Origin of the sequence: Rhizobium sp. P44RR-XXIV (genome assembly GCF_001999485.2) — a bacterium.
Lineage (GTDB): Bacteria > Pseudomonadota > Alphaproteobacteria > Rhizobiales > Rhizobiaceae > Rhizobium.
On record NZ_MPVZ02000026.1, the window covers coordinates 63197 to 83534 of the forward strand.

Annotated in this window: 24 protein-coding genes and 2 pseudogenes; 10 read left to right on the plus strand and 16 right to left on the minus strand. The window is 59.8% G+C overall.

The window, feature by feature from the left end:
• Positions 1–8: 8 nt before the first annotated feature.
• The 10 genes and pseudogenes from BSK43_RS09170 to BSK43_RS09215 form a co-directional block, all read right to left on the minus strand.
• Positions 9–1052 (minus strand): Gfo/Idh/MocA family oxidoreductase, encoded by a 1044-nt coding sequence (locus tag BSK43_RS09170; protein ID WP_077469676.1) that lies wholly within the window; start codon positions 1050–1052, stop codon positions 9–11.
• 8 nt (positions 1053–1060) lie between these two features.
• Positions 1061–1847 (minus strand): annotated as a pseudogene (locus BSK43_RS09175) (ThuA domain-containing protein).
• Positions 1848–2009: 162 nt separating this feature from the next.
• Complete coding sequence (locus tag BSK43_RS09180) at positions 2010–2351, minus strand: SMR family transporter (RefSeq protein WP_068401382.1); 342 nt, start codon at positions 2349–2351, stop codon at positions 2010–2012.
• 19 nt (positions 2352–2370) lie between these two features.
• A complete protein-coding gene (locus BSK43_RS09185; RefSeq protein WP_068401383.1) occupies positions 2371–2934 on the minus strand; it encodes a TetR/AcrR family transcriptional regulator in 564 nt (187 codons plus the stop codon).
• A 95-nt stretch (positions 2935–3029) separates the two neighbouring features.
• The gene (gene ugpC / locus BSK43_RS09190) at positions 3030–4118 is read right to left on the minus strand and encodes a sn-glycerol-3-phosphate ABC transporter ATP-binding protein UgpC (protein ID WP_077469674.1); all 1089 of its coding nucleotides are present in this window, start codon (positions 4116–4118) and stop codon (positions 3030–3032) included.
• A gap of 100 nt (positions 4119–4218) precedes the next feature.
• Positions 4219–5094 (minus strand): carbohydrate ABC transporter permease, encoded by an 876-nt coding sequence (locus BSK43_RS09195; protein WP_077469673.1) that lies wholly within the window; start codon positions 5092–5094, stop codon positions 4219–4221.
• Position 5095: 1 nt separating this feature from the next.
• Positions 5096–6001, minus strand: coding sequence for a sugar ABC transporter permease (locus tag BSK43_RS09200; RefSeq protein WP_077469672.1), 906 nt, complete (start codon positions 5999–6001; stop codon positions 5096–5098).
• Positions 6002–6073: 72 nt separating this feature from the next.
• Positions 6074–7339 (minus strand): extracellular solute-binding protein, encoded by a 1266-nt coding sequence (locus BSK43_RS09205; protein WP_077469671.1) that lies wholly within the window; start codon positions 7337–7339, stop codon positions 6074–6076.
• 234 nt (positions 7340–7573) lie between these two features.
• Positions 7574–8467, minus strand: a complete 894-nt coding sequence (locus BSK43_RS09210) for a sugar phosphate isomerase/epimerase (protein ID WP_077469670.1) — start codon at positions 8465–8467, stop codon at positions 7574–7576.
• 4 nt (positions 8468–8471) lie between these two features.
• Entirely contained in the window at positions 8472–9515 is a 1044-nt protein-coding gene (locus tag BSK43_RS09215) for a Gfo/Idh/MocA family oxidoreductase (RefSeq protein ID WP_077469669.1), read from the minus strand.
• A gap of 135 nt (positions 9516–9650) precedes the next feature.
• Between BSK43_RS09215 and BSK43_RS09220 the strand changes: the two genes are divergently transcribed.
• From BSK43_RS09220 to BSK43_RS09230, 3 genes are all read left to right on the plus strand, one after another.
• A complete protein-coding gene (locus BSK43_RS09220) occupies positions 9651–10694 on the plus strand; it encodes a substrate-binding domain-containing protein (protein WP_077469668.1) in 1044 nt (347 codons plus the stop codon).
• Between the two features lie 90 nt (positions 10695–10784).
• Positions 10785–11174, plus strand: a complete 390-nt coding sequence (locus BSK43_RS09225; protein WP_077469667.1) for a group II truncated hemoglobin — start codon at positions 10785–10787, stop codon at positions 11172–11174.
• A gap of 8 nt (positions 11175–11182) precedes the next feature.
• Positions 11183–11560: a DUF423 domain-containing protein gene (locus tag BSK43_RS09230; RefSeq protein WP_077469666.1), complete on the plus strand. Its 378-nt coding sequence runs from the start codon at positions 11183–11185 to the stop codon at positions 11558–11560.
• A gap of 50 nt (positions 11561–11610) precedes the next feature.
• Here the strand turns inward: BSK43_RS09230 and BSK43_RS09235 are convergent, their stop codons facing one another.
• The 5 genes from BSK43_RS09235 to BSK43_RS09255 form a co-directional block, all read right to left on the minus strand.
• Positions 11611–11925, minus strand: coding sequence for an antibiotic biosynthesis monooxygenase (locus tag BSK43_RS09235; protein ID WP_077469708.1), 315 nt, complete (start codon positions 11923–11925; stop codon positions 11611–11613).
• Positions 11910–12221 (minus strand): hypothetical protein, encoded by a 312-nt coding sequence (locus BSK43_RS09240; RefSeq protein ID WP_246662524.1) that lies wholly within the window; start codon positions 12219–12221, stop codon positions 11910–11912. Before BSK43_RS09240 ends, BSK43_RS09235 begins: the two co-directional genes overlap by 16 nt.
• Positions 12218–12616 (minus strand): DUF2325 domain-containing protein, encoded by a 399-nt coding sequence (locus BSK43_RS09245; RefSeq protein ID WP_077469665.1) that lies wholly within the window; start codon positions 12614–12616, stop codon positions 12218–12220. The genes BSK43_RS09240 and BSK43_RS09245 overlap by 4 nt, the downstream gene beginning before the upstream one ends.
• A 125-nt stretch (positions 12617–12741) precedes the next feature.
• A complete protein-coding gene (locus BSK43_RS09250; RefSeq protein WP_077469664.1) occupies positions 12742–14004 on the minus strand; it encodes a cell envelope integrity protein TolA in 1263 nt (420 codons plus the stop codon).
• 5 nt (positions 14005–14009) lie between these two features.
• Complete coding sequence (locus BSK43_RS09255; RefSeq protein WP_077469707.1) at positions 14010–14465, minus strand: hypothetical protein; 456 nt, start codon at positions 14463–14465, stop codon at positions 14010–14012.
• Positions 14466–14657: 192 nt separating this feature from the next.
• On the opposite strand from BSK43_RS09255, the gene BSK43_RS09260 reads away from it, so the two are divergent.
• From BSK43_RS09260 to BSK43_RS09290, 7 genes and pseudogenes are all read left to right on the plus strand, one after another.
• Complete coding sequence (locus BSK43_RS09260) at positions 14658–14831, plus strand: hemin uptake protein HemP (protein ID WP_077469663.1); 174 nt, start codon at positions 14658–14660, stop codon at positions 14829–14831.
• Positions 14832–14840: 9 nt separating this feature from the next.
• Positions 14841–15895 (plus strand): annotated as a pseudogene (locus BSK43_RS09265) (ChuX/HutX family heme-like substrate-binding protein).
• Positions 15896–15905: 10 nt separating this feature from the next.
• A complete protein-coding gene (locus BSK43_RS09270; protein WP_077469662.1) occupies positions 15906–16841 on the plus strand; it encodes an ABC transporter substrate-binding protein in 936 nt (311 codons plus the stop codon).
• A 37-nt stretch (positions 16842–16878) separates the two neighbouring features.
• Entirely contained in the window at positions 16879–17952 is a 1074-nt protein-coding gene (locus BSK43_RS09275) for an iron ABC transporter permease (RefSeq protein ID WP_136686867.1), read from the plus strand.
• A 7-nt stretch (positions 17953–17959) separates the two neighbouring features.
• Complete coding sequence (locus tag BSK43_RS09280; RefSeq protein WP_077469660.1) at positions 17960–18751, plus strand: heme ABC transporter ATP-binding protein; 792 nt, start codon at positions 17960–17962, stop codon at positions 18749–18751.
• A 169-nt stretch (positions 18752–18920) separates the two neighbouring features.
• Positions 18921–19271 carry a DUF883 family protein gene (locus tag BSK43_RS09285; RefSeq protein ID WP_077469659.1) on the plus strand — a complete coding sequence of 117 codons (351 nt, stop codon included), beginning with the start codon at positions 18921–18923 and terminating at the stop codon, positions 19269–19271.
• A 9-nt stretch (positions 19272–19280) separates the two neighbouring features.
• Positions 19281–19685, plus strand: a complete 405-nt coding sequence (locus BSK43_RS09290) for a hypothetical protein (RefSeq protein ID WP_077469658.1) — start codon at positions 19281–19283, stop codon at positions 19683–19685.
• Positions 19686–19783: 98 nt separating this feature from the next.
• Here BSK43_RS09290 and BSK43_RS09295 read toward each other — a convergent pair whose 3' ends face one another.
• The gene (locus BSK43_RS09295) at positions 19784–20335 is read right to left on the minus strand and encodes an RNA polymerase sigma factor (protein WP_068401441.1); all 552 of its coding nucleotides are present in this window, start codon (positions 20333–20335) and stop codon (positions 19784–19786) included.
• Positions 20336–20338: the final 3 nt, after the last annotated feature.

Sequence of the window (20338 nt, forward strand, 5' to 3'; positions counted from 1 at the left end):
CTATGAACTCAAACCTTCAGCTCGCGCCGCTCCGTCTCCGTCACCATGGCAAGATCCAGCACACGCTGCAAGTTGGCCGCGTGGCGGAAGCTCGGGTCCTGGCTGGTGCCGGTCATGACCGCTTCAGCGAAACGCTGATAATTGGTCAGCACCGGCGGCACTTCGATGACCCTCCAAGTCGCCGTTTCAGTGTCGTCGCCAAGGCAACCCCGCAGCTCGGAACCATTCGGGCTGTGGGACACTTCCAGGCCGCCGCGTTCGCCGTAGATACGCAGCTTCAGCTCGTTCAGATGTCCCGTGGCCCAGCGGCTGGCATGCACCACGCCGAGCGCACCATTGGCAAAATCGACCGACATCGAGAAGCTGTCGTTCGCATCGAGCATATACTCGCCGATGCGCTCTTCCGGCGCCTTGTTGAAGGTCTTCAGACGGGCGAAGACATGGTCGATATCCGTTGCGGCGCCATAGGCGGCGAAATCGAGGATATGGATGCCAATGTCTCCGAGAACGCCGTTCGAGCCGTGACCGGTCGACAGACGCCAGAGCCACTTGGACTCGCTGCGCCAATCGCCCCAGGCCTTGGAAACCAGCCAGCTTTGCAGGTAGGAGGCTTCCACATGCTTCACGGTGCCGATCTCGCCCGAAATCACCATCTCGCGCGCCTTCTGCAGCTGCGCGACATTGCGATAGGTCAGGTTGACCATGTTGACGACGCCTGCTCTCTCGGCAGCCTCCGTCATCTCGAGCGCCTTTTCATAATTCTCCGCGAGAGGCTTCTCGCAGAGAACGTGCTTGCCGGCGGCAAGCAGCGGCAAGGTCGTCGGATTGTGAGCCTTGTCCGGCGTGACGTTCGTCACCGAGTCGAACTCACCCCAGGCGATGGCTTCGTCCAGCGACAGAAAACGGTTCTTGATGTCGAACGTATCGCAAAAGGCGGTGAGCCTCGTCGCATCCGTATCGACGGCGCCGACGATCTCGACGCCGGGAATACGGGCGAAATGCTCCACATGGTTCTTCGCCATGCCGCCCGTGCCAACTACTATGAGACGCATATCCTACCTCAGCGATAACCGGCTTCGCCGGCTTGGTGCAGTCTTGGGCCACGCTCGACGATCGGCTCCAGCGCCTTCTCAACCGGCACATTCGGCGCATCGTGGATGCTTGCCTGCGTGCCGAGCGGGTTGTGTGCCCACTTCACGGAGTTGACCAGTACCTTCTGGACGGTGTCGTTGTGATAGGTCGGGTAGGTCTCGTGGCCGGGGCGGAAATAGAAGATGTTGCCCGCACCGCGGCGCCACGTCATGCCCGAGCGGAAGACTTCACCGCCCTGGAACCAGGAGATGAACACGGTTTCGAGCGGCTCCGGAACGGAAAACTGCTCGCCGTACATTTCCTCGTTTTCAAGCTCGAAATGCTCGCCGAGGCCGGCCGCGATCGGGTGACGCGGATTGATGACCCACAGGCGCTCGACGCTCGCCGGCTTCGCGCCACTTCAGTGCGCAGGGCGTGCCCATCAGCCGCTTGAAGACCTTGGAGAAATGGCCCGAATGCAGGACGATGAGGCCCATGCCTTCCCAGACACGCTTGGCAACGCGCTCGACGACCTCGTCCTTGACGGCGCCGTGGTCCTTGTGACCCCACCAGAGCAGGACGTCGGTGTCCTTCAGCCGGGCCTCAGTCAAACCATGTTCCGGCTCCTGCAACGTTGCAGTCGTTGCCTCAATACCGGCGTCGGCATTCAGCGCCTTGGCGATGGTGTTGTGCATGCCCTCGGGATAGATCCCGGCGACAACCTTGTTAGTCTGTTCGTGAATGTTCTCGCCCCAAACGACGGCACGAATAGTCATTACGGCACTCCTCTTATACCATTGGAATTGAATAGTTTACGCGATCCAAAGCGCTTTGGGAAAACGCTATACCTCAAGCCACTTGAACCATTTAGTGCAAGACATAATGCGTCCAAAGCGATTTGACAAAGGCAAAAATGGCCATGAAAAACACCTGTCTTTTCAGTGCGACACGGATTTTGAAAACAGATTGACGATGAGGACACCGGCGATGATCAGCGCCAGGCCGATGATGGCGGCAAGGTCGAGCTTCTGGCGGAAAAGCACCAGCCCGACCGCCGAAATCAGCACGATGCCGAGCCCGCTCCAGATGGCGTAGGCAATGCCCACCGGCATCACCCGCAACGTTACCGACAGACAATAGAAAGCCGCAGTGTAGCAAACCACCAGCAGGACCGTAGGGCCAAGCCGCGTGAACTGCTGCGACATCTGCAACGCCGTCGTACCGATCACCTCAAGCACGATCGCAGCCACCAGCATTGCATAGACCGATGCGTTCGCCATTCCGTATTCTCCGATATTCCTAGAGCTGTGTAAGTTCGACAAGCCGATCGATAAGCCTCTGGCGGGCACTCTCGTCCATATCCCGGCTACCGAGCAGGTCCGCCAGCCAGAGCCCGTCGGTCGCCAGCCTGACGATGGCCGCATCCACCGAGGAGTCCGTTCCGACATATTCCTCGCTGCGCTCGCGCACCCAGTCACGCCAGCGCTGACGCAATTGCGGCTCGCTGAGCAGCACCATCGTCACCTGCGCCCAATCCTTCGTACCCTGCGGCTGATCGCGCAGCGCAAGGCAGGCGTGAAGGTAGCCGCGGGTAAAGCGCCCATGCGGCAACGGATCGGCGCGCATCGCCTCCTCGATCGCCGCATCCAGTCGCTCCAGCAGACTGTCGAACAATGCTTCAAGCAGCATGTTCTTGCTGGGAAAATGATGCAACAATCCGCCCTTGCTGACACCGGAAGCGCCGGAAACGGCATCCAGCGTCACCGCCATCATCCCCTTTTCCGAAGCCAGCCGCGCCGCCACGTCAAGCAATTGCTGGCGGACGAACAGAGGCTGCTTTTTCCTATGGTGCGCAGTAGACATGGCGGCATAACATACCAGTTGGACGGTTTCGTCAATGAACTATTCGTCGACCCTAAAACTCACGAATTCCAAACCTCATCCGAGCCATTCTCCTCTCAATTCACGCAATGATAAGCGACATCATTCGCATCGAAGATCGATACCTTTGCCGCATCGACGGTAAACGCTATCGGCGCGCCGGTGGCGACCGTCGTCATGCCCGGATCCGTGCCGATAATCTTCGAACCATCCTTGAGCCGGACATGGACGAGCGATCGGTCGCCCAGGCGCTCTACAGTCTCAACATGCCCGCCAATATCGCCCTTCTCAGCGGCCGCAACGACCAGATGCTCGGGGCGAATGCCGAGCGTCAATCCGGAATTCGAAAGACCGTCAAGCGGCACGGCAGTCCTGATGACCGAACCATCCGGCAAGGTCGCTGTTGCCAATCCGCCCGCCTCACCAACACCGGCGATATTGATGAAGTTCATGCCCGGCGAGCCCACAAACTGAGCGACATAACGCGTTGCGGGCCGCGTATAGATTTCGACGGGTGACGCCACCTGCTCGATCTTCTTGTTGTTGAGCAGCACGATCCGGTCGGCAAGCGTCATCGCCTCAACCTGATCATGCGTGACGAACACCATCGTCGCGCCCAGGCGCTCATGCAACTGCGCCAGTTCGACGCGGGTGCGGGTGCGAAGGCCGGCATCGAGATTGGACAGCGGCTCGTCAAAGAGGAAGACATCCGGCTCGCGCACGATGGCGCGGCCGATCGCGACACGCTGGCGCTGACCGCCCGACAATGCCGAGGGCTTGCGATCCAGAAGATGCGGCATCTCAAGGATCTTTGCGGCTTCCTCGATGCGTCTTGCGATCTCATGCTTGGGCGTTTTGATATTTCTCAAGCCGAAGGACATGTTGTCGCGTACCGTCATATGCGGATAGAGCGCATAGGACTGGAACACCATCGATACGCCGCGTTCGCCCGGCGGCAGCTGGTCGACGCGCTTTCCGCCGATCCAGATCTCGCCGCTGGTGATGGACTCAAGACCCGCGATCATCCGCAGCAATGTCGACTTGCCGCAACCGGAACCACCGAGGAAAACGACGAACTCGCCACGCTCGATCGTCAGATCGATATCGTTGAGAACCTGCACGGCACCAAAATGCTTGGTGAGGGATTTGATGTTGATTCCTGCCAATTTCTCCTCCTGCGGAAAACTCGAATTTTGTCAGACCTGCCATTCATCGCATCCCGCCCTGCCGGATGATGACCGACCGGACGGGACTTTCCGCATTGGTTTATTTGACTGCACCGACAGCCACGCCCCGTGTGAGCGTACGCTGGAAAATCAGGAAGAAGATCACCGTTGGCGTGATGCCGAGCAACGAGGCCGCCGCAATTGCGGTCGGTTCCTGCGTATTGGCGCCCGAAAGCACGCCCATGGCAACGGAGACCGTCTGATTGTTGTTGGAGACCAGAAACACCAGAGGGATCAGAAACTCGTTCCAGGTCCAGATGAAGAAGAAGGTCGCAAGCACGGCGAGCGTCGGCCGCATCACGGGGACGATCACCATCCAAAGGATCTGCCAGCGGCTCGCATTGTCGATCTGCGCGGCTTCGATGATCTCGCGTGGGAAGGTCGCCATGACGGACGAGAGAAGATAGGTACCGAAGGCGGTATGCAACACGCCGATGATGAGGATCACCGAAAGCATCGAGTCGAACAGGCCTACCTGCTTGGCCATATAGTAGAGCGGGTAAACCAGCGCCTCCTGCGGCGCCATGATGGCGATCAGCAAGATCACCAGCATTGCCTGGCCGCCCCGCACCCGGCCGATGCCGATGGCATAGGCGTTGAGCAGGCTGAGGACGACGGCCAATATGGCCGTGCACCCGCTGATCAGGACGCTGTTGAAGAGCTTGCGGGGGAAATTGACCGTATCCCAGAAGTTCTTCAGCGCCGTCAGATCGAAGGTCTGCGGGAAGGCAAGCGGGCCATTGGCGGCGTAATCCGAAGGCGTCTTGATGGCGTTGAAGGCCGCCAGAAAGAACGGAAAGAGCGTTCCGGCTAGAAAGACGAGCAGAATGGCCAGAACGACCCAGCGGCCGAAGCCCTTTCTCTGCCGATGATCCGCCGAGACAACCGGGACCGAAAGCGAAGACGTGGCGGTCATATCAATGCCCTCCCTCGGATTGTTTCGATTGCATGCGCAGGAACACGATGCCGAGCACGATGGTCATCACCGTCTGCAAGGTTGCGATTGCCGCTGCGTAGCCGACGCGGTTCGTCGTGAAGAAATGGTAATAGGACAGGTAGGATGGCACGGTCGTCGCATTGTCCGGGCCGCCTGATGTCAGAACATAGATCGGCGCAAAAACCTTGAGGGCGGCGATCAGCGTCGTCAGTGCGACCACGAAGATCTCGGGCATCAGCATCGGAATGGTGATGGAGCGGAAGCGGCCGAACCAGCTGGCATTGTCGAGCTCTGCTGCTTCGTAAAGCGAAGGGTCGACACGCGCCAATCCGGACATGAAGACGACAAGGCAGTAACCGACCTGTACCCAGACGATGACGGCGGAAACCGCCCAGAGGGCATAGCTCGCATCCCCCAGCCAGTTCTTGGCCATGAAATCGAGGCCGATGGCCTTCAGCACCGCATTGATGATGCCGATGGGATTGAGGATCCATCCCCAGAGAACGCCGGCAGCGGTCAGCGGCAGGATCTGCGGCAGATAGAAGCCGGCGCGAAAGAAGCTCGACCATGTCCCGCTGAACTGCGCGCTGATATAGTCGAACAGCACCGCAGCCAGCACCAGCCCCAGAAGAATGGGCACGATCGTCATCGAGATGATGAACAGCAGCGTGTGCTGGATGGAGCCCCAGAAGGCGGCATCCTGAAGCAGCCTCTCATAATTATCGAAACCGACATAGCGTGGCGGAATGACGCCGCCCTTCCATGTCGTGAAGCTGATCGCAAAATTGGCAATCAGTGGAATGAGCACTATGACCGCAAACCCCAGCATGCCGGGGATCATGTAGAAATAGTATCCCGCCTTGCCGGCGCTCCTCGAATTCTCCATCGAATTCCTCCAGTCCGATACGGCGAGGCGGCTTTGAAAGCCGTCCCGCCGTTGTGATTGTCGCCGATGGTGTTATTGAGCCGCCTGCACGTCATCATAGGCCTTCTTCAGGCGTACGATGAATTGATCGGGCGTGGTGGAGCCATTGACCAGGCCGGTCGTCGCCTGGATCAGCAGCTCGTAGTAGCCGGGCACCGGCCAGTCCGGGTAGAAGCCGAGGCCACCCTTGCTGGAGATCTGGTTGAACAGCTCGACGTTGCGCTTGCCGACTTCGTCGGTGATCGCAGCCGGATCGGCACCAATGGCGACGCCGCCAAGGTTTGCCTGTTCGTTCTGATTTTCCTTGCTCAGCACCAGATCGATGAACTCATAGGCGAGATCCTTGTTCTTGGCGCTCTTCGGCACCATGAACATGCTGCCCGTCGAACCGACCGTGTATTTCGGCGTCGGGAAAAGGAACTGGCTCCATTTGAACGTCTTGATGGTGTTGGCAAAATTACCGTTGTTCCAGGTGCCGCTGACGAACATCGGCGCCTTGCCCGAAGAGAAGACGTTGGCGGCATCCGTGCCCTTGAGACCGGTCGAATCCTTGGAAATGTAACCCTTGCTCACCCAGTCGGCGATCTTCTGAGCGGCGAACAGGAAGGGTTTGGTATCGAGCGGCGCCTTGAGACCCTGATAATTCTTGACCCAGGTGTCGTCAGCCTGCGTCAGCGCCAGCGTGTAGAGCAGATGCTGTGCGTTCGAATCCACCGTGCCATAGGCAAGCGGCGTGATGCCCTTCTGCTTGAAATGGTCGAGAGCAGCCTCGAACTCGGCCAGCGTCGTCGGCACCTTCAAGCCGTCGGCCTGGAACATGTCGATGTTGTAAAAGACCGAGACGAACTCGCCGAGCGCCGGTATGCCGATGATCGGACCCGAGCCATAGACGCCGTTCGCATCATATTTGCTGAGCTGCGTGTTGGTTTCGTTCAGGACCTTGTCCCAGCCGCGTGCCTTGAATTGGTCGTCGAGCGGTGTCAGCAGGCCTTGCGAGGCGACGAGGCCCGCCGTGGCGTTGCCCTTGTTGTATTCGAGGACGTCAGGCGCCTGGTCCGAGTTGAGAATGAGACTGCCGGCCTTCTGCAATTGATCGAAGGTCTTCTGTTCGAAATTCACGGTCACGTCTGGATGCTTGGTCTTGAAAACGCCGAGCGCCTTGGTCCAGGCGATCGCCTGAGGCGTATCGGGCAGTTCGTACCACCAGACGTTAAATGTCTTGCTCTGGGCTTGCGCCACACCGGCAGCCAACAGAAGCGACATGCCGGCGGTGATCGCCAGCTTCGAAAAAATCCTCATATATTCTCCTCCACCTGCGAACCGTGACGGTGTTTGTCCGACGGCATGGCCCGCGCTGCCATCGGTCTTTTCCTCTCATTTTTACCGGGCGTCGCCTCTCCCATAAGACAAGAAGCAGACGCTCGGCAGTTCCTCCGTTTGGATGCCCGTCTTGCCCGAAGCGTTAGCCGCTCCGGGCATCTGATTAACGCACAACTCGCTTCCTAAATCGATGCAGATTCGCAAATACGTGCGCTATTCGACGAAGTCCCCACCGCGGCTTTTCTTCAGATAGTTCAGGCCATGAACTTGGCCAGTCATTTCGAGCGCGTCGCGATAGACCGGATCATGCCATCCTTCGATGTCGATGGAACCGGACCAGCCCGCAAGACGCAGCTCGGAAATGATGTCGGTCCAGTTGCTGTCGCCGAAGCCCGGCGTGCGCATGAAGACGAACTTCTCCTTGCCGAAAATGCCATGCTCCTTGATGACATCCCAGCGGATCGTCGCATCCTTGCCGTGGACGTGGAAAATCTTTTTGGCCCATTTGCGGATCTGCGGCAGCGGCTCGATCAGATAGACCATCTGATGGCACGGCTCCCATTCCAGGCCAAGATTGTCGTCCGGGGTCTCGTTGAACATCAGCTCCCAGGCGTCGGGATTGTGCGCGATGTTCCAGTCGCCGGTTGCCCAGTTGCCATCCATGGCGCAATTTTCGAAAGCGATCTTGATGCCCTTGTCGGCAGCGCGCTTGGCAAGCTCGCTCCACACCTGCTTGTAGCGCGGCAGGCTGTCGGTGAGCGGCTTGTTGCGGATGCGACCGGTAAAGCCGGCAACGCAGGTGGCGCCGAAATGATGGGCGTTGTCGATGCAGTCCTTCCAGCCCTGCAGCGTCTGCAGGTCAAGCTCGCGCTCTTCGAGCGGATTGCCGAACATGCCGAGGGTCGAGATGGTGATGTCTCGATCCCCGATGGCGTCCAGGCTACGCTTGCCGAGTTCTGCGAGGTTCTGGCCGTTGGTGGTCTGCCAGAAGAAGGGCTCGAAGCTTTCGAAGCCGAGATCGGCGATCTTGGCGATGTTCTTGGCGGCATCCTCGTTCGTCGCCCTGATCATCGTGCCGATGCGGATGGCCTTTGCCGGATTGGTCATGGTCTCACTGTCCTTGTGCTGAAATGTCGACGCGCCGGCCGGTCTTGGCACTCTCGATCGCGCCGAGAACCATGGCGAGGCTGCGGATGTTGTCACGGCTTTCCGTTTCTGGCGGCTTGCCGGTTTTGATCGCTTCGATGAAGGAGGCGATGACGCTGGCATGGCCATGTGTCTCCGCCTCATGCTTCGGGCCGGGAACCTCAATTGGGGTGAAGCCATGCAGCAGCCCCGGCTCATGACCGGCAATGGTAGCCTCGAAATTCTCTTCGCCGTCCCAGGTCAGCATGCCCTTGCTGCCGGTCAGCCGCCATTGGCTTTCCCAGCTCGTGCGCCGTCCTTCCGCGCACCAGGAGCCGCGATAGCTGAAGACGACATCGTCGGAAAAATCGAAGAGCGCATGGGCCGATGCTCCGTGCTTGTACCAGGAGCCCACCGGGTTTTTCTCGACGCAATAGACCGAGACCGGCACCTTGCCGGACACGAAACGGGCCGCATCGAAGGTATGGATCGCCATGTCGAGCAACAGCACATTGTCCATCTCCTCGCGGAAACCGCCGAAATGCGGGCCGAGGAAAAAGTCGCAATGAATGCCCGTGAGTTCGCCGATCGCCTCCTCTTCCACGAAGCGCCGCAGCCGGCGTATGCCCGAGATGAAGCGGCGGTTCTGGATGATGGCATGGACCTTGCCGGCTTGAGCGGCGAGATCGATCAGCGCAGCACCTTCGGCGAGCGACGTCGCCATCGGCTTTTCGCTGAGCACATGGCAACCGGCCTTCAATGCCGTCGAGACCACGCCGAAGCGCGCGGCCGGAATGACGACGTCGAAAACCAGGTCGGCCTTGGTCGCGGCAATGACCTCGGCCAGATCCGAGCCGATGAAGGCATTGTCGAGGGAAAATTCTTTGGCAAGGTTTTCCGCGGTCGATCGGTTGAGATCGACCAGCCCGACGATCTGAATGGATTCGGCAAGTGAAGGCGTCGAGGCGATGGCCCTGAGCCAGCCCTTGGACATAGCTCCGCACCCGCACAAAATGGCATTAAATTTCACGATGTCCTCCAGCGGGCGGTGCGTAACCCCTCATGACACGCGCTCCGTAAACGTTTACGATACTATGCGAAAAGATTTTCCTGTGTCAATAGAGGAGGACCACGGAAAATGGCGCATGGAGGAACACCGCGGCCGATGAAGGGAATTCGTCAGCTTGCCGAGCATCTCGATATCTCGATCGGCACAGTATCACGCGCGTTGAACGGCAAGCCCGACGTCAACGAGGAAACCCGCAAGCGCGTACTCGCCGCCGCCGAGCAACTAGGCTATGTGGCCAACCAATCCGGGCGCAGCCTGCGGCAGGGCACGACGAACGTCATCGGCCTGATGATCCAGTCCAGCAGGGAAACCGTTGAAAACAGCGACAATTTCTTCCTGACCGTGACGGGCGGGCTGCAGAGCGTGTTTTCACGACACAATCTCGATCTGATCATGCTCCCCTGCCCGAATGATGAAGATCCCTACGAGTATCTGAAGCGCATGGTGGCGCGACGCGTCGTTGATGCGATGATCATTTCTGAGACGCAGCGCGTCGACAAGCGCTTTGATCTGCTCGCCAAGGCGAAGATCCCTTTTGCAGCACTTGGCCGCAGCCTCTCGGGCACCCAGCATCCCTGGGCCGATCTTGATTTTGACGGTGTCGCCAATTGCGCCGTCGACCGGCTCGTGGCGCATGGGCACCGCCGTATTGCCATCAGCGTCCCCGCCAGCGACATCAACCTCGGCTTCGTCTTCGCGGAAGGCTATCGCCGCGCGCTGGAACGGCACGGCATCGCCTACGACCCGGCGCTGGTCATTCGTGCCAAATCGAGCGAACAGGGCGGCTATCAGGTTGCCGACGAACTGCTTCGCCTCGAAGACAGCCCGACGGCTGTGATCCTGATCTACGAACTGATGGCCATCGGCCTTTATCGACGTGTCATGGAGTCCGACATCATTCCAGGGCGCGATATTGCCGTCGTCGGCTTTCGCGAGGCGCCGCGTGCCAAATTCCTGCAGCCGGCGCTGACCTGCTTTCGCACATCACTGCACGATCTCGGTGTCGAGCTCGCGGAAATCCTGCTCTCCAACATGCCTGCCTACAATCATATCTACCCCACGGCGAAGCGGCAGACGACCTGGCCGCTTGAACTCGTCCCCGGCGAGAGCGACGCCTTCCACCTGACAACCAGCAAATAAGGCAGCGCCGAAACGCCGCACCGGCCAGATCGGCGGTTGCGGCATCGTCCGTCAGTTGCCATGTAGGACATCACGAACAGGGGCCGTGGCTTGAGCGAAGAAACCATCACACTTTACGAAGCGATCGGCGGCGACCGGACGGTGCGGACATTAACGGCCCGCTTCTACGAGCTGATGGATACGCTGCCGGAAGCCGCCAATTGTCGTGCCGTGCATCCGCCGAGCCTCGAAGGCTCGCAGGAGAAATTCTACGAATATCTGACCGGCTATCTCGGCGGGCCGCAGCTCTACATCGAGAAACGTGGCCATCCCCGCCTGCGCAGCCGGCATTTCGTTGCCGCCATCGGCCCGAGGGAACGCGACGAGTGGCTGCTCTGTTTCCGCCGCGCCATGGACGAGACCATCGACAGCGAGAAGCTGAGAGCCATTATCTGGGAGCCGATCGAACGACTGGCCTTCCACATGCAGAACAGGGAATGAGGAAAGAGATGAGTCTTGGCGCGATAATCCGTCCAGCCACCCTGTTTGTTGCGGGAGTTCTCGGCGGCGGCGGCGTGGCGCTCGCTGCCGCGGCCACGCATGGCGGCGATACGCATTTTCTCGGCGCTGCGTCCACCATGAGCCTGGCCCACGCCCCTGCACTACTGGCGCTCTATGCCGGCTATGACCGCATCCGTACCGCGCCGCTCGCGGTCTTGCTGCTAGGATTGGGAACGCTGATTTTTGCTGGCGATCTGATCAACCGCCATTTCGGCGGCAGCTCGCTGTTTCCGATGGCGGCACCGATCGGCGGATTGGGCATGATCGCGGGCTGGGCCGTCATAGCAATCGGCGCCTTCTTCAGAACAAGCGCCGCCAAGTCATGAAAGAACGGTTCGATCCTACCGTTTCGGAAGAACCGATGGGCTAAGGCCGTTCAGATCCCAGCCACCACACTAAAGCCTTCGAATTGCGGCGGCCCCCAATAGAGCCGCTTGTTATCGCCGGCATTGCGGTGCGCCGCGCGAAAATGCTCGGATTTCGTCCAGTTGATGAAAGCCTCTTCGCTGAGCCAGGTGGTGTGCGAGGAAAACAGCGTATAGCCCTCATCCACATTCGCCTTGCCGCGCAAGAGACGAAACTCGAGGAAACCGGGCACTTCGGACAACCGGGAATCGCGCCCCCGCCAAACCTCTTCGAATTCGCCCTCCAAACCGATGACGACTTTGAAGCGGTTCATGGCGATATACATGGCGACCTCGTTCGACAATCAGACCTTCTTGCGACGCGGCACAGTTTTATCCACGCCCGGCGCAAAGGCAACGACATTTGCGCGTCATGGGTCATCTCATCCAGCGGGTGATCCGGCATTTCGCCTGGCAGCCGCGCCTTCCACGATGGGAAGGACGTGACGTTGGCCGCACGCCGCTGTTCCTCGGCACGGCGCATCAACAACTCGTAGAGTTCGGGCACCAGCCCATCGCCATTCTGCGCGGCCAGCTTGTGCAGGCCGATCAGCATAAACCCGTCAGGACCATTATCGATCATTGGGAAACGTCTCGTTCTTTCATGGTCTGCAGCGCCCGCTCGAGGCTGGACTTGCTGCCATTGCGCAAGGGAATGAATGCCTTGCCGAATTTCTTGCAGCCGGTCTTCACCCGCAGGCAGGCATCGTGGCTGATACAGTCGATCGGGCAGAAGACGCAGTCGACCGAGGGCAACACCGTATCGATGCGCGACACTGCCTCGCGCAGGCCACCGTCGTGATGGATCAGTTCGGCCCCGAAATTGCTGGCGATCTGGCGCAGATGCGCCACTTGGCAATCGCGACCGCCGACATAGAGAAAACTGCGGACGTCGAGACCGGATTTCGCCGGAACCGGTGCCGGCGTCTGCGCCTGACGGTTCTCGCGGCCAAAATCCTTCTTCCCCTTACGCGCCATACATCACCCGTTTGCTGGTTGCTCTTGCGCGCTCGATTCCATCGAGCACGAGACAACCATATTAAACATGAGTTTTGGAGTAAAGTATAAAGTTGAGAGTTTTGATCATATTTTAATGTAGTACATCAGCGCACTTGGACTGCAATTGTGTAAGGCAGGCTTGATACGCCCAATTCGCTAGGGATTGATGGGCACGATCCGACTTTGCGCAATGCACCAAGGACAGCCTGATCGAATTCGGTATCGCCCGAACTGCCGGCAATTCCGGGCGATACGAGCTGGCCAGATGCTTCCACCCTAAAACGAACTACGATGTTCAATTTTCTCTCACCGGTGGAGGCGCGCCGTATGTAACGCTCGATACATGTCCGTATTTTACCGTCATAATTTGATTTGTCAGCGTTGCCAGACCCAGTTCGACGGGCGTTAGCCTGTGCGGTATTATCGGAACGCGCTGCTTCGCTTCCCTCCGAAGAACCTTTCGACAAATCTTGTTTGCCCTCGCCTTCGGAGCCCGATTTTTTCTTCACAATCTTTGGCGGTTGTTTCTTGACGATCTCCTTCGGCTTATCAACCAGTTTGACTGGCTGAACCGGCTTGTCGACGGGCGTCACGACTTCCGCAGGCGGCTCTGTAGCCTGCACGGTTTCTGTAGGCTGCACTTCTGCCGGCTCCGCTGCCGCGGGCTGAACCACGGTAGTCTCGGCTGGCGCTTGTGTTGCCAATATCTGAGGTTCCGCGGTTGCAACGGTCTCCGGTGATGTTGGCTGCACGGCTTCCGCAGGGGGCTGCGCGGCCTCATTGGTTTCGACAGGCTGAACAGCTTCGGCCGTCTCAGGAGGTTGAGTGGGTTGCGCCTCCACAGGCTTAGCATCGGTGGGCTGTACAGTATCCGGGGGCACCGCCTCAGCCTCGACCTGCTCTGGTTCCGGCGGTTGCTTGCTCTTTTCCCCGGCCGCCACTTCGTCAACGGGGTTACCGAGCATGACGACGTTGAGCGTGTCACCCTCTTCCTGTTGGGCATCGTCTGGCGCCGGAATAGCGAACCATAATACCGCAACAACCAGCGCTATGTGAAAAAGGCAGGAACCAAGGTAAGCAAAGGTAATACCCTTCCTCCTGAAAGAAAACGCACCGCTCGGCTTTTCAACCAGCACGTCCATAGCCGGCGGCTCGGATGCATCCTGAGCCGGTTCGGTCGGATGCTCCGGAAAGGAATCAATCTGCGTAAAACGGCTGTAGTGAGACACCGCCTCCCCAGCCGGCGGGCGCGGTACGCCCTCGAGGCCGGTAAGCTCGTGGCCCGGCAGCACACTCGGATAGTTGTCATTCATGCCACCGTTCGCACGGCGGCGCTCCATGGAAACCTTGACCGAGCGCGTCGCCATGGCCGTCAACCTTCAAAAGGAACGGAGGTCTGGGAGCGGGTCGTCAACGCGGCCTTGCACTCACCCGCCGCCGGGCCATCGCAGACCGGCGTGTCGTTGATGATGATGCGCGATACGGTCTCGCACTTCACGCCGGGCATGTCGAATTGCCGCACCCGCTTCTTGCCGAGCGGCAGGTCGCGGAAGTCGAGAACGGTGACGCGGTCGACCGCATTCTTGTCGTTGAAGAAGGCGAGCTCGAAGGAGATCTTGTTGATCGGCGCTGCCATGTCGTTTTCGGCAACGAAGGTCATCATGCAGCCCTTCTGAGACGGAGCCAGCGCATTGAGCTCGACATTGAGCTTGTGGTTGGCAGCGGCTGGAGCCGGCGCGGCGCTTGCATCCTGGGCGAATGCCGGTGCGCAGGATGCCGTTGCAAACATCCCCGAAATAGCGAGCGCCAGGATCGTTTTCGTCAGCATCGACATATCTCCGAATATGGTTTTGACGACTGTTGACCCGGCTAACCGCTTAGGCGTGCATCGTCGAATTTTTAAACTTGACTTTGTCAGTCTTCTATTGCGTCTTTATGAAACCATGAGTATGCAAGTCAAGATAAATTTGGCCGAGCAAGGGTTCGGCCCACGATGAATTTTCAGGCAAAACTAAACGGGATGATTGCTGAGAAGACCCCAACGCCGCCGGCTCAAAGCACGACGGCATCGCAGGTAAGAATTGTCGAGAGCACGGATATTTTCCGGGGCCAGACCGAAATTATGATCAAGCATGAAGGCGTTATCTATCGAATGAAGATCACGCGCCAAGGCAAGCTCATACTCAACAAATAGGCATGACAGATGACTGAGACGACCAGACCCACCCCCGCCGCCATCCGCGCTTTCCGCGCAGAGAACCCGAAGATGCGAGAGCGCGATATCGCCGCCCGCCTCGATATTTCCGAGGCGCCCTGGTCGCGGCGGAAGTCGGCATTTCGGCCATCCACATCGACGCTGACGCCAACCGCTTTCTGGAGCGGATCGCCTCGCTCGGCGAAGTCATGGCCCTGTCGCGCAACGAAAGCGCCGTCCACGAAAAGATCGGCGTCTACGAAAACATCAAGACCGGTGTCCACGCCGCGATCGTTCTCGGCGAAAACATCGACCTGCGCATTTTCCCGAAGCGCTGGGCGCATGCCTTCGCCGTCACCAAGACTGACGGCGACCAGCAGAAGCTGAGCCTGCAGTTTTTCGACAAGGCCGGCGACGCCGTTCACAAGGTGCATCTGCGCCCTGATTCGAATGTCGATGCCTATCATGCCATGGTCGCCGAGCTGCGGCTTGACGATCAGTCGCAGGAATTCGCCGAGGATCGCTCCGGCTATGACAATGGCGCCACCGATGGCGACGTCAGCCGCGACGAGCTGCGCGATCACTGGAGCCGCATGACCGACACGCACGAATTCTTCGGCATGCTGAAGAAGCTGAAGATCGGCCGTCAGGAAGCCATTCGCACCGTCGGCGACGATTATGCCTGGAAGCTGGAAACCGGCGCGGTCGCCGAGATGATGCATGCGTCGGTGCGCGAAGGTCTGCCGATCATGTGCTTCGTCGCCAACGAAGGCACGGTCCAGATCCACTCCGGCCCGATCTTCAATGTCCAGACCATGGGACCCTGGATCAACGTCATGGACCCGACTTTCCATCTGCACCTTCGCCAGGATCACATTGCCGAGGCCTGGGCCGTGCGCAAGCCGACCAAGGACGGGCATGTCAGCTCCGTGGAAGCCTACAACGCCAAGGGCGAGATGATCATCCAGTTCTTCGGCAAGCGGAAAGAAGGCTTCGACGAGCGCCCCGACTGGCGCGTCATCATCGAAAATCTGACGAGAGCCGGCGCCAGCGTCGCTGCATAAGAAGTGGCCCATGACGATGTTTAAGAACTTCAAGCGCATCAAGCCTTGGGAAGTCGCACTGACCTTGGTGGTGATGACCCTGCCGCTCGTACCCGCCAATCCCATTGCCGGATATGGCAGCCTCGTGCGCCATGCTCACGCCGCCGAAACACCGAAGAAGCTCGATACCACGCGCCTCGTCTCCATCGGCGGCGACGTCACCGAGATCATTTACGCGCTCGGCGAAGAGAAGCGGTTGATCGCACGCGATTCCACCAGCCTTTATCCGAAAGAAGCAACCAAGCTTCCCGATGTCGGCTATATGCGGGCGCTGTCTCCGGAAGGAATACTCGCGGTCAATCCAAGCGCCATCATCGCCGTCGAGGGCTCCGGTCCGCCGGAAGCTCTGGCGGTGCTGCATAATGCCAGCCTGCCCTTCGAAACCGTGCCGCAGACCTATGACCGCGACGGCATCCTGAAGAAGATAGAGGTCGTCGGTTCGCTGCTCGGCGTACCGGAAAAGACAAAGGCACTGGAAGACAAGGTCGCAGCCGATCTGGATGCCGCCATCGTCGATTCCGCCAAGCGCCCGGAGGTCGAGCGCAAGCGCGTCCTCTTCATACTCAGCAATCAGAACGGCAAGATCCTCGCTTCGGGCACCGATACGGCCGCCGATGGTATCATCAAGCTCTCCGGCGCCCTCAACGCGATCACCGGTTTTAGCGGCTACAAGTCGTTGACCGACGAAGCGATCATCGAAGCCAAGCCCGACGTCATCCTCATTATGGACCGCGAAGGCCCATTGTCGATGTCGAACGAAGATCTGCTGAAGCAGCCGGCCATTTCGCTGACGCCCGCAGCCAGCCACAAGGCGGTCGTTCGCATGGATGGCCTGCATCTGCTTGGCTTTGGACCACGCACCGCCAGCGCCATTCGCGAGCTGAACGCGGCTATCTACGGAGGCTGACGTGGCATTCAACGATGCCGTGGCGGGGCTGAAGCAAATGTCGCAAACGACAGCACGTCATCGCAACGGGGATCGCACGGCGCTTGCGTTCCTCGTGCTTGCCGCCCTCGTTCTCATCTCGGCGGCAGCTTTCGCCTTCTCGATCACGATGGGCGCCTCCAACGCTTCCGTGATCGACGTTGTCGCCAGCATGGTGCGCGACGGCGCCGATAGCGCGCTCAGCAATCGCGACCGCATCGTCATCTTCGACATACGCCTGCCCCGCGCGATACTCGGCTTCCTGATCGGCGGCGGCCTTGCCGTCTCCGGCGCCGTCATGCAGGGCCTCTTCCGCAATCCGCTGGCCGATCCTGGCCTGATCGGTGTTTCCGCCGGCTCCAGCCTTGGTGCGGTCGCCATGATCGTTCTCGGCGGCGGCGTGCTGGCTCCGGTCGTGCATATATTCGGCATCTTTTCCCTGCCGATCGCGGCCTTCATTGGTGGCCTGGTGACGACACTGCTGCTCTATAAGGTGGCAACCCGGCATGGGCAGACGTCGATAGCCACCCTGCTGCTGGCGGGCATCGCTCTCGGCTCCCTCGCTTTGGCTGCGACGGGAATTCTGATCTATATGGCCGACGACCGGCAATTGCGCGACCTCACCTTCTGGAGCATGGGATCGCTCGCCGGTTCGACCTGGAGCAAGGTCATGGGCGCCGGCCCCATCATCATCCTGTCGCTTCTGCCCCTTCCCTTCATGGCGCGAGGCCTGAACGCGCTGACGCTCGGCGAAGCCGCAGCATTTCACATGGGCGTGGCCGTGCAACGGCTGAAGAACATCGCGATCATCAGCGTGGCGGCGGCGGTTGGCGCTTCCGTTGCCGTCAGCGGCGGCATCGGCTTCGTCGGCATCGTCGTGCCGCATATATTGCGCATGATCATCGGGCCGGACCATCGCTTCCTGTTACCCGCCTCGGCGCTGCTCGGCGGCTCGTTGCTGATCGTTGCCGATGTGGTAGCCCGCACCATCGTTTCCCCGGCCGAGCTGCCGATCGGCATTCTGACGGCCGGCGTCGGCGGGCCGTTCTTCCTGTGGATGCTGCTGCGGCAGCGCTCGCGCCTCAGCCTGTGAGCCAACGATGATCCAGGTCTCCAATCTCGCTGTCCGGCTTGCGGGCCAGACCATCGTGCAGGACGTGTCCTTCGCCGCCGAGCCCGGAAAGTTGACGGCAATCTGCGGGCCGAACGGCTCCGGCAAGACAACCATCATGAAAGCCATTTCGGGCGAATTGGCCTATCAGGGTTCGGTGCACATGAACGGCTCTGAAATCCGTGGCCTGGAGCCATGGCAGCTCGCCGAAATGCGCGGTGTGCTGCCGCAGGCAAGCTCGATCTCCTTCCCCTTCACAGTGCGCGAAATCGTTCGCATGGGCCTCACCAGCGGGCGCAACCGTCATCCCGAACAGGCCGATCGCACGGCGGCCGAGGCACTCGCCGCTGTCGATCTCGCCGGCTTCGAGGGGCGCTTCTACCAGGAACTGTCAGGCGGCGAACAGCAGCGCGTGCAACTCGCCCGCGTGCTTTGCCAGATTTCCGAACCGGTCATCGATGGCAGACCCTGCTGGCTGCTCCTCGACGAGCCAGTCTCCAGCCTGGATATCAGCCATCAACTCACCATCATGACGCTTGCCCGGCAATTCTGCCGCCGTGGCGGCGGTGTCATCGCCGTCATGCACGATCTCAACCTGACCGCGCTTTTTGCCGATCGGATGGTCCTGCTCAAGGGCGGCCGTCTGCGGACTGCGGGCTCGGTCAGGGAAGCCCTGACCGATCAGCATCTTCAGGATGTGTTCGGCTGCAATCTGCGGGTCAACCGCGTTCCCGCCGACGGCGCTCCCTTCGTTCTCGCCCATAGCGCGCTCGTCGACTGACCCTGCTTCCGCCACCTGTTCCGGAACCTTTTGCTACAGCCGCGCGTTGAGGTGCAGCGATCGGAATTGATGTTCCGCACGCTAGACAAACTAGTGTGTCGGATAACGTCCGGTCATCGCGAACAACAGGCGCTTTTCGGGCGCCTACTTAAAGCAAAGGGAGCTAGACATGGCTACATCCATCCTGCATTCGGCCCGAGGCAAGCGCAATGGCAGCAGCCTGCAAGACGTCGAGGCAAGCATCGAGGACCAGATCGAAGCGCTGCGCGAAGAAGTTGCAGCCTTTGCCAAGCTGATCAGCCAGAACGGCGCAAAGCAGGGCAAGAAATTGCGTGCAAGCGCAGAGTCCGGATTGGACGATCTGACAGTGCGCGGCGAGGAACTGTTGCAGGAACTGCAACGCAGCTATGCCAAGGGTTCGCGCGAAGTTCGCAGAACCGTTCGTCAGCATCCTGTCGCCACCATCGGCGCAGCCGCGGCATTCGGCTTGGCGGTCGCCCTGCTTCTGTCTCGCCGCTAGGGAGGCGGAATGCTGACCTCGATCCTGGGCCTGCTGCTGTCAGGCAAATTGAGCCGTACCGTTGCGCGAACCAAGCGCAACGGTATTTTTATCGCGGTTGCAGTGCTCCTGCTGCTGACGGCCTATGCCTTCTTTCTCGTGGCGGCCGCCATCTGGCTTGCGGCGATATATGGCGCCGCGGCTTCGGCACTCTTCATCGGCGCGGGAGCCTTGCTGCTCGGCCTGATCGTGCTTGTCATCATGGCGATCATCGACAAGCAGGAGCAGCGTCGCGCTCGCGAGCGTCGCCTCGCAATGGAATCGATCGCGGTCACCGTACTCGGCCTCGTGAAAAAGCAGCCGTTAATGACTGCGGCGATCGCCGCGGCCCTGCTGTTCGGCAATATGTTCGGAACGAGCAGCGAGGACGATTGAAATTCCAGCTTCCCTCGTAATCTCGTAGGGAAGCGACGTCCGTCACCACACATGAATGAGATAGGAAAAGGCCCGGTCTTTTGGACCGGGCCTTTTCTTTAGAAGGCAAATGCCTTTGATGTCAGCGGCGCCGAAGTGGCATCCGGACCAAAGTCCGCTTCACCGGAAATGCCGAGCAATTCCTGAAGGCGCTGGCGGGCGCGGTTGACGCGGCTCTTGATCGTCCCGACTGCGCAGCCGCAAATCTCGGCGGCTTCCTCATAGGAAAATCCGGAAGCACCCACGAGGATGATGGCTTCGCGCTGATCCGGCGGCAACTGATCGAGCGCCTTGCGGAAATCCTGAAGATCGAGCGCACCATATTGCGATGGATGGGTTGCCATCGATTCCGTGAAGATGCCGTCGCTGTCCTGCACCTCGCGGCCGCTCTTGCGCATCTGGCTATAGAGTTCGTTGCGCAGGATGGTGAAGAGCCAGGCCTTCATATTCGTGCCCATCTCGAAATGATCCTGCTTGGCCCAGGCCTTCATGATCGTATCCTGGACAAGATCGTCTGCCCGATCATGGCGACCGGTCAATGAAATAGCGAAGGCTCGCAGGCTCGGAAGAGCCGACAGGAGTTCGCGCTTGAAGCTCGATTGCGGTTCCATCTC

Excerpts from the sequence above, each read along its gene's own strand:
- BSK43_RS09170 (WP_077469676.1), bottom strand. The coding sequence starts at position 1,052 with ATGCGTCTCATAGTAGTTGGCACGGGCGGCATGGCGAAGAACCATGTG.
- BSK43_RS09180 (WP_068401382.1), bottom strand. The coding sequence starts at position 2,351 with ATGGCGAACGCATCGGTCTATGCAATGCTGGTGGCTGCGATCGTGCTT.
- BSK43_RS09185 (WP_068401383.1), bottom strand. The coding sequence starts at position 2,934 with ATGTCTACTGCGCACCATAGGAAAAAGCAGCCTCTGTTCGTCCGCCAG.
- BSK43_RS09195 (WP_077469673.1), bottom strand. The coding sequence starts at position 5,094 with ATGACCGCCACGTCTTCGCTTTCGGTCCCGGTTGTCTCGGCGGATCAT.
- BSK43_RS09200 (WP_077469672.1), bottom strand. The coding sequence starts at position 6,001 with ATGGAGAATTCGAGGAGCGCCGGCAAGGCGGGATACTATTTCTACATG.
- BSK43_RS09205 (WP_077469671.1), bottom strand. The coding sequence starts at position 7,339 with ATGAGGATTTTTTCGAAGCTGGCGATCACCGCCGGCATGTCGCTTCTG.
- BSK43_RS09210 (WP_077469670.1), bottom strand. The coding sequence starts at position 8,467 with ATGACCAATCCGGCAAAGGCCATCCGCATCGGCACGATGATCAGGGCG.
- BSK43_RS09220 (WP_077469668.1), top strand. The coding sequence starts at position 9,651 with ATGAAGGGAATTCGTCAGCTTGCCGAGCATCTCGATATCTCGATCGGC.
- BSK43_RS09230 (WP_077469666.1), top strand. The coding sequence starts at position 11,183 with ATGAGTCTTGGCGCGATAATCCGTCCAGCCACCCTGTTTGTTGCGGGA.
- BSK43_RS09235 (WP_077469708.1), bottom strand. The coding sequence starts at position 11,925 with ATGTATATCGCCATGAACCGCTTCAAAGTCGTCATCGGTTTGGAGGGC.
- BSK43_RS09240 (WP_246662524.1), bottom strand. The coding sequence starts at position 12,221 with ATGATCGATAATGGTCCTGACGGGTTTATGCTGATCGGCCTGCACAAG.
- BSK43_RS09245 (WP_077469665.1), bottom strand. The coding sequence starts at position 12,616 with ATGGCGCGTAAGGGGAAGAAGGATTTTGGCCGCGAGAACCGTCAGGCG.
- BSK43_RS09250 (WP_077469664.1), bottom strand. The coding sequence starts at position 14,004 with ATGGCGACGCGCTCGGTCAAGGTTTCCATGGAGCGCCGCCGTGCGAAC.
- BSK43_RS09255 (WP_077469707.1), bottom strand. The coding sequence starts at position 14,465 with ATGCTGACGAAAACGATCCTGGCGCTCGCTATTTCGGGGATGTTTGCA.
- BSK43_RS09260 (WP_077469663.1), top strand. The coding sequence starts at position 14,658 with ATGATTGCTGAGAAGACCCCAACGCCGCCGGCTCAAAGCACGACGGCA.
- BSK43_RS09270 (WP_077469662.1), top strand. The coding sequence starts at position 15,906 with ATGACGATGTTTAAGAACTTCAAGCGCATCAAGCCTTGGGAAGTCGCA.
- BSK43_RS09275 (WP_136686867.1), top strand. The coding sequence starts at position 16,879 with ATGTCGCAAACGACAGCACGTCATCGCAACGGGGATCGCACGGCGCTT.
- BSK43_RS09280 (WP_077469660.1), top strand. The coding sequence starts at position 17,960 with ATGATCCAGGTCTCCAATCTCGCTGTCCGGCTTGCGGGCCAGACCATC.
- BSK43_RS09285 (WP_077469659.1), top strand. The coding sequence starts at position 18,921 with ATGGCTACATCCATCCTGCATTCGGCCCGAGGCAAGCGCAATGGCAGC.
- BSK43_RS09290 (WP_077469658.1), top strand. The coding sequence starts at position 19,281 with ATGCTGACCTCGATCCTGGGCCTGCTGCTGTCAGGCAAATTGAGCCGT.
- BSK43_RS09295 (WP_068401441.1), bottom strand. The coding sequence starts at position 20,335 with ATGGAACCGCAATCGAGCTTCAAGCGCGAACTCCTGTCGGCTCTTCCG.